The sequence below is a fragment of the Aeromonas sp. QDB62 genome (assembly GCF_027705695.1).
Classification (GTDB): domain Bacteria; phylum Pseudomonadota; class Gammaproteobacteria; order Enterobacterales; family Aeromonadaceae; genus Aeromonas; species Aeromonas allosaccharophila.
In genome coordinates, this window is record NZ_JAPDCD010000047.1 from 24,613 (window position 1) to 31,088 (window position 6,476).

General features: G+C 53.6%; 4 protein-coding genes. 1 reads left to right on the forward strand and 3 read right to left on the reverse strand.

The window, feature by feature from the left end; genetic code table 11:
• The first annotated feature begins 155 nt into the window (after positions 1-155).
• The gene (locus tag OKC27_RS19295; protein ID WP_033136130.1) at positions 156-1,412 is read left to right on the forward strand and encodes an adenylosuccinate synthetase; all 1,257 of its coding nucleotides are present in this window, start codon (positions 156-158) and stop codon (positions 1,410-1,412) included.
• A gap of 179 nt (positions 1,413-1,591) precedes the next feature.
• Here the strand turns inward: OKC27_RS19295 and OKC27_RS19300 are convergent, their stop codons facing one another.
• From OKC27_RS19300 to OKC27_RS19310, 3 genes are read right to left on the reverse strand one after another with little or no spacing between them, the layout of a single operon-like run.
• Positions 1,592-2,425 carry a hypothetical protein gene (locus tag OKC27_RS19300; RefSeq protein WP_197970776.1) on the reverse strand — a complete coding sequence of 278 codons (834 nt, stop codon included), beginning with the start codon at positions 2,423-2,425 and terminating at the stop codon, positions 1,592-1,594.
• Positions 2,425-4,269 (reverse strand): hypothetical protein, encoded by a 1,845-nt coding sequence (locus OKC27_RS19305; RefSeq protein WP_042658177.1) that lies wholly within the window; start codon positions 4,267-4,269, stop codon positions 2,425-2,427. Before OKC27_RS19305 ends, OKC27_RS19300 begins: the two co-directional genes overlap by 1 nt.
• Before the next feature lie 11 nt (positions 4,270-4,280).
• Positions 4,281-5,846, reverse strand: coding sequence for an OmpA family protein (locus OKC27_RS19310; RefSeq protein ID WP_182938010.1), 1,566 nt, complete (start codon positions 5,844-5,846; stop codon positions 4,281-4,283).
• Positions 5,847-6,476: the final 630 nt, after the last annotated feature.

Genomic DNA, 6,476 nt, shown 5'->3' on the forward strand with positions numbered 1-6,476 from the left:
CGCGATGTGCGGGGCTTGCCCGGCAAATTTGGGCGGTTTGCCGCTTAATTGGTCACAATTATATGATTCTCTTATCGGAATTATAAAGATAATTAATTTTTCTAATCCGCATCAGGCTCCTAGGATGGACGCCTAACGTCTTAGGAGAAAGAGTCATGTCGTCTATCGTAGTCGTAGGTGCTAACTGGGGTGATGAAGGCAAAGGCCGCATCGTTGATTATCTGGCAGGTCAAGCTGGCGCCAGCATTCGCTTCCAGGGCGGCAACAACGCTGGCCACACCGTGGTCAACGACCTTGGCACCTTCAAGCTGCACCAGGTTCCGAGTGGCGTATTCAACCCGGATTGCCTGGTTGTCCTCGGCCCGGGCATGGTGATCAGCCCCGAGAAACTGACCGTCGAGCTCGATGAAGTCAAAGCCTCCGGCGTGACTCCGAAGCTGGCCATCTCTGACCGCGCCACCCTCTGCCTGCCGCTGCACGCACTGGAAGATACCCTGGAAGAGCAACGTCTGGGTGACGGCGCCTATGGCTCCACGCGTCAGGGCATCGCCCCTGCCTACGGTGATCGCGTGATGAAGAAAGCGATCCTGGTCGGCTGGCTGAAACAGCCGGAAGTGCTGGTCGAGCGCATCCAGTTCATGCTGGACTGGAAACTGCCGCAGATGAAGGCTATCTACCCCTCCTTCGAATTCACCCAGACTGCCCAGGAGATGGCCGACTGGCTGCTGGAAGTCTCTGCACCCTGGATCGACGCCGTGTGTAACGTCAGCATGCCGCTCAAAGCGCTGCAGGCTGAAGGCAAGACCCTGCTGTTCGAAGCGCAGCTGGGTGCTGGCCGTGACCTGATCTACGGTGAATACCCCTGGGTGACCTCCTCCCACGTATCTGGCGCCTACGCCGGTATCGGTGGCGGTCTGCCGGCACTGCGTCCGGAGCGCGTCATCGCTGTGGCCAAGGCATTCAGCTCCTCTGTCGGTACCGGCACCCTGCTGACCGCCATGGAGAACCAGGACGAGTTCCGCAAGATCACCAACGAGTTCGGTGCCACCACCGGCCGTCCCCGTGATGTCGGTTACTTCGACGCTGTTGCCACCAAGAACGGTGTCGAACTGCAAGCCGCCACAGAAGTGGCCCTGACCAAGCTGGACTGCCTGACCGGTCTGCCGGATCTGAAGATCTGCGTCGCTTACGAAGGTGCCCACACCGAGAACCCGATTTGGCCACAAACCGCTGCCCTGAAGCCGGTTTACGAGCAGATGGAAAGCTGGAGCGAAGACATCACCGGTTGCCGCACCTTCGAAGAGCTGCCGCGCGCTGCCCAGCAGTACGTGCTGCGTATCGAAGCGCTGCTCGGCGTACCGGTTCCGATGGTTTCCGTCGGCCCGGGCCGTGACGAGATGATCCTGCGCTAAGCCGCACTTCTCATCGTCAAACAAAAAACCGGCATCCTTGATGCCGGTTTTTTTGTTTGGCTCATGCCGCGAGTTAATTCAGCACAGTGAAAAGAAGTAAGTAAAAATAATGCCAGTCAGATTTAACTGACTGGCATTAACTATGATGGTGTTCTTACCCCAACCAGCTTAGCGCTGCGTTACTGCACAGAGACTGTGAGCTCTGGATGCCCAAATGCGATGAGCTGGCCGTTTGAACGTTGGAAATATTGACTCCAGAAGGATTCTAGATTCTGGATCATCTTGCCACTTCGATAGCCGTTCTTTGTATCGGTTGGCACAAAGGCCGCCCCATGCACATAGACCCTGGCACCGTTGAAGTCAGCGACCAGATTAGCCTTTTCGACCTTGGCTAGCTCCACTGCTGGGGAAATATCACGGATCCCTTTGGCTTGATAGAAGCTACCAAAGTCGCTGTATTCCAGCATGTCAGACATCAGCAAAATGATGTTTTCCTTCACGCCATCAGCCGCTCGGATATCGTCACCCACCGCCTTGAGGCTAAACAGGATCTCGCTACGCGGGATATCTGTCGAGGATTTGCCCATTGTTTGCACGAACTGCTTACCAAATTGTTGCAACATAGCTTGGGGTTGGGAGGCTAGACATTGATCGAGCTTTTTGGCGTTCATCATCGGAACATCACCCAATTGCGATGGGTCAAGCCCTTTATCTAGCAGCCCTGCATATTTCAGCTGCATGTAGTGACCTTCCAAATAGGCGGAGAAGGAGTACAGACGCAACTGATCGCCCGGCTGCAGGAATCGCTTGATATGATCCCAGGCGGTACGCTGCAGATCCGGTGTGAGCGGCGTGGTCTGATCCACCACAACCGACAACATACGACCCGAGGGCGCAGGCTTGAATTCGGTAATCCTAGCCTGTTGATAGCAACTGCTCAGGTCGTTGCGCTCTGCTGCCATCACTGTCGCCGAAAGCATCAACATCAATGTCAAAAGGATCCGTGGTTTCATCACGCCTCCACTTTGTCGAGCATTTGCAATCGACGTGCTCGTTTAAGGTCGTCCACAGATACGCCCTTCTTCTTGGCAACATAGTCCATGTCGTCAGCTTCAAACTGAGTCAGATCGCCCCAAGCATGAGGATCGAAGCCTGCCACACTTTCACCCTCGGAATACACCTGTGGCGCTACGATGGTCTGGGTCACCTCTGCCATTTCAGCTACTGGTGCTACTGGAGCTACCGATTCGACTGATGGTACTGATGTGGCTGCAAGCGTGACCGGTTGATAGGATTGGGCAACAGCTTGTGGCTGTGCCACGTTCGGTCTCGCACCAAAGACAGCCACCAGTTCATTGAACGTCGCCTTTTGAGCCATCAACGCAGGATTGTTGATCGCGGCAAACCGGGGCCCAGCAACATCAGTGATCGACCAAATTCTCTCGTTGTCTTTCGCAGCTATCGCCTCCTTCAAGTCATTGATGGTCTTGACTACGTAGTCGGTGACCACATCGGTACTTTGCTTGCCGATCTCACGGTTTTTCTTGATATGATCGATGGTCTCCTGCTCTTCCACGTAGCGCAAGAAAGTGCGACTGTCTTTGTTATGACTCAGGTCGTCCTTTGTCTTACCGCTCACTCTGAACACCTTGTCCTGCAACGACTGCAACTTCGCCAGGGAGGATTGAGCGTCTTGGGCAATAGCGGCAGCTTTGATCTTATGGTGTCTTACAAACTCGGAGGCACTGTTGTACTTATGAGTCATCTCCCAAGCCCCACGAGAGTACGTCCCAGCAAAGCTGTGCCTAAACGCAAGGAAAGTCGAAGTAAACTGAATAAAAACAAACAACCCAGATAACACAGCAAAGGTCACCAGCGAAGCTCGATGGATAGCATCAATCTGGTCTTGCGCGGACTTCTGACTGGAACTGGCGGACAACTCCGCCATATCGGATGGCAGGGGAATTTCACCCTCACCAGATGCAACCGGGAAATCATCAGCATTCTGGATGACTGCTGTCGGATTCTCGACCAGCAATGCTTCCTGCTGGTTCAGGGTTTCGGTTCGAACCCAGAACGCGGCGACTGCCAGCCCTATGATAAAGATCCCGTACCCGGCAATGATCGAGAATCGGCGCTGCGGCTGCCCGTATTTATCGATTGGCACATTGATCCGGTTCAGCAATTGCTGGAAGGGTTTAGCGCCATTGTCGTCATAGGTATTGTCGATGGTGGCGTTGAGAGTCTTGGTCATATCTGCGCCATCACGGATCGACTCGTAGGAGAGGATCTTGTTCACGACCCCATTGCGGTAGAGTTGACGGCCAGCAAACTCGGATAGAGCCAAGGCAATAATTGAGATAACCAAACCTAGGAAGAAAGCGCCAACAATCGCTGTGTTGGGGGTCGCCATGGTAAGGGCAAACGGTGCCAACGCATAGCCAAAGGCAGATGCCTCTATCACCATCAGGACGATCATCAACAACCAGATCCCTAAACCCTTTTCCGACCGATCCGCCTCGTCAGCTTTTCCCAGATAATCGAGGTTGCGTTTGAAGTTCTCTTCAGAGGGCTGATACATCTTGTAGAAGGTGTCATATGCACCACACACACCTTTCTCACCAGGGTTGAAACCTACCGCATTGGGGTTGTCCTCGGATGCTTTCTCATTTTCGCCCGGGTTTTTTACCCAGGCCGCGATGCGGCCAAACCACGGCATCCGGAGCCGCATCTCCATGTGCCAGTATTTCACTTCGTACCAATAAACGATGGCGGTCACGACCGCAACCATCAAGCCGATCACCAGACTGATGATGTGCCAAGCACCCGACAGGGCATGAACGATGTCTTGTATCATTTTTGGAGTCCTTAGCGACGCTTAGGCAGGTATTGGGCCACGTAGGCATCCCCCTGCTTCGGATAGTAAATTTCGCCCGCAACCGCGGCACCAGATCGTTTGTCAAACACAACATCCATACACGACACTGGCGAAGCAGCCTGATTGACGGCAAACACCCGATAGAGGATTTGAGTCTCCCCTTCGTATGTATTGGCGACCGATTCAATCTTGGCGGTCTGCTTTTTGGATTTTTTGTAATCCGGGATGAACTGCATGGCGGGCTGCTTAGCCACTTTCGCTTCGTCACGCAGTACTGCTACCGGCCCCACCGAGGCCACATGACCATTCACGGCTGCAACCCATGGCTTGCCATTGAGGCCCGGGAAGTATTCTTCGGTAGAATGTTCCGCTAGCGGTTGGCCATTCGCCAGGTTCTTAACCTGGCCCTCGACACGGGGCATGTCCCCTATGCAAGAACTGATAGGTGCACTGGCGTAAGCTGGAGTGATAATGGAGAAGGTGGGGGTTTTGGGCGCAATGCTGCCGGTCAGCGCTGAGGAACTGTCGGTAACCAAATGGCCACCAAAGTCGATGGTTCCCTTGCCGGCCAGTTTGATCGCTACAGATTCACTGGCGGTCAATGAGGGGGAGAGAACGTCACCCGACTTCGGCTGAGAGACCGGCTTATCCTTGAGGGTGGCTGCAGCAGTAGTCATCGACTCGGCTGTGTTAGCAGACCTAGCGGGTATTGTTTCAGTCTTCACAGTCTTTGGGGTCACAGCTGTGGTAGTGGCAGCCAATGCGACCTTGCTCGCAGAGCCAGTGCCAGTGCCATGAGCTAAATATTTGGGACTGGCACGTTCCTCACTCACACGCTTGACCAGCAAGGCCTCATTTTGCACCTCGACCAACTCGACTCTGCGGTTTTGTGCCCTACCATCTTCGCTGTCGTTGCTGGCAATCGGTCGGGAAGAGCCGGCCCCCTGGTAGTAGATATCGCTACGAGGCACCCCGGCTGCAGCCAGTATCTGGCCCATGGCCCGAGCTCGTTCCTCAGAGAGGCGCTGATTGAACTGAGCCGCGCCAGCAGAATCGGTATGGCCGACCACCAACACCTTTCTACGTTGATTCTCAGGGAGCTTAGACTGATCTTCCCGTTTGCTGGCAAACTCTTGCGCCACACGGGTCATTTTCCGGTGACCTTCTGGGGTCAGGTTGGCAGAACCTACCGGAAACATCTCGGCATACTCTATAGATGCTTCAAGTCCCACTGCTGTCGGTTTATCCTTCTGTTTCTGCTGCTCTTGGGCGGCAGCCACTTGCAGTTCACGCACCTGCATTTTTAAGCCTTCTTCCTTGGCTATTTTTTGTAACCTATCAACTCGGTCTTTGTACCAAAGGCCGCCACCACAACCCACCGCAGCACCGGCGACAGCCCCAATGAGCACCTTGTCGCTACCACCTTGAGTGGCACCAATCGCCGCGCCAGCAAGAGCGCCTAGCAGGCCACCACCGGCACAGCTTACCCAACTATCACTCTCGGCAACTTGCTTATCGATGGTTGCACACCCTGTCACCGACAAGGTTATGGCCATCGCCAGCACCGTTGGCCTATCTAGAGGCATCCTAATCATGACTTATCCCTTTTTTTGTTATGTTTACCTGAATAGCAAGATTTATTGCCAGTCCCTCAAATCACCGCGAGCCAGTTAACAACGCTCTCAGTGAAACCTTGATAAACGATTCCATTATGGATACCTACGCATCAGGAATCGCATCGGGACTGCTCTTAACATTGAGTTGGACAAAAAACATCATCACACTATGCGTGGTCGAAATACGCTCAGATTGCTCAATGGACAACCAGTTATTTTTATTTGAATTTTTTAGGCTATTCCCCTAGGCAACACTGTTTTTCCTCGGGAATATTTCAGCGGCAGACAGGCTCTCTTATTCAGATATCCAATCGTTTTACCATTGAGAGAAACCTCAATAAAAAAGAGACTCTGATTGAGTCAAACAATTAATATTGCAGCCCATATTGTGCCTCAAGCGAAAATGCAATGCAGCCTTATTGTATAGATAGCGAAGGGTGAGCCCGCGCTGGGCAGAAGTCGCCGACAAGGAGACAGCAGCGCGGGTGCGCGAGGTGATTAGACCATATATGGACGCCCCCGGGTTGTGCAAGAACTGAACTGATACGGTTTGCGACCATATATCCGGCG

What these genes read in the sequence shown, in the direction of transcription:
- OKC27_RS19295 (WP_033136130.1), top strand. Translation starts at nt 156, where the DNA reads ATGTCGTCTATCGTAGTCGTAGGTGCTAACTGGGGTGATGAAGGCAAA.
- OKC27_RS19305 (WP_042658177.1), bottom strand. Translation starts at nt 4,269, where the DNA reads ATGATACAAGACATCGTTCATGCCCTGTCGGGTGCTTGGCACATCATC.
- OKC27_RS19310 (WP_182938010.1), bottom strand. Translation starts at nt 5,846, where the DNA reads ATGGCCATAACCTTGTCGGTGACAGGGTGTGCAACCATCGATAAGCAA.
- OKC27_RS19300 (WP_197970776.1), bottom strand. Translation starts at nt 2,425, where the DNA reads ATGAAACCACGGATCCTTTTGACATTGATGTTGATGCTTTCGGCGACA.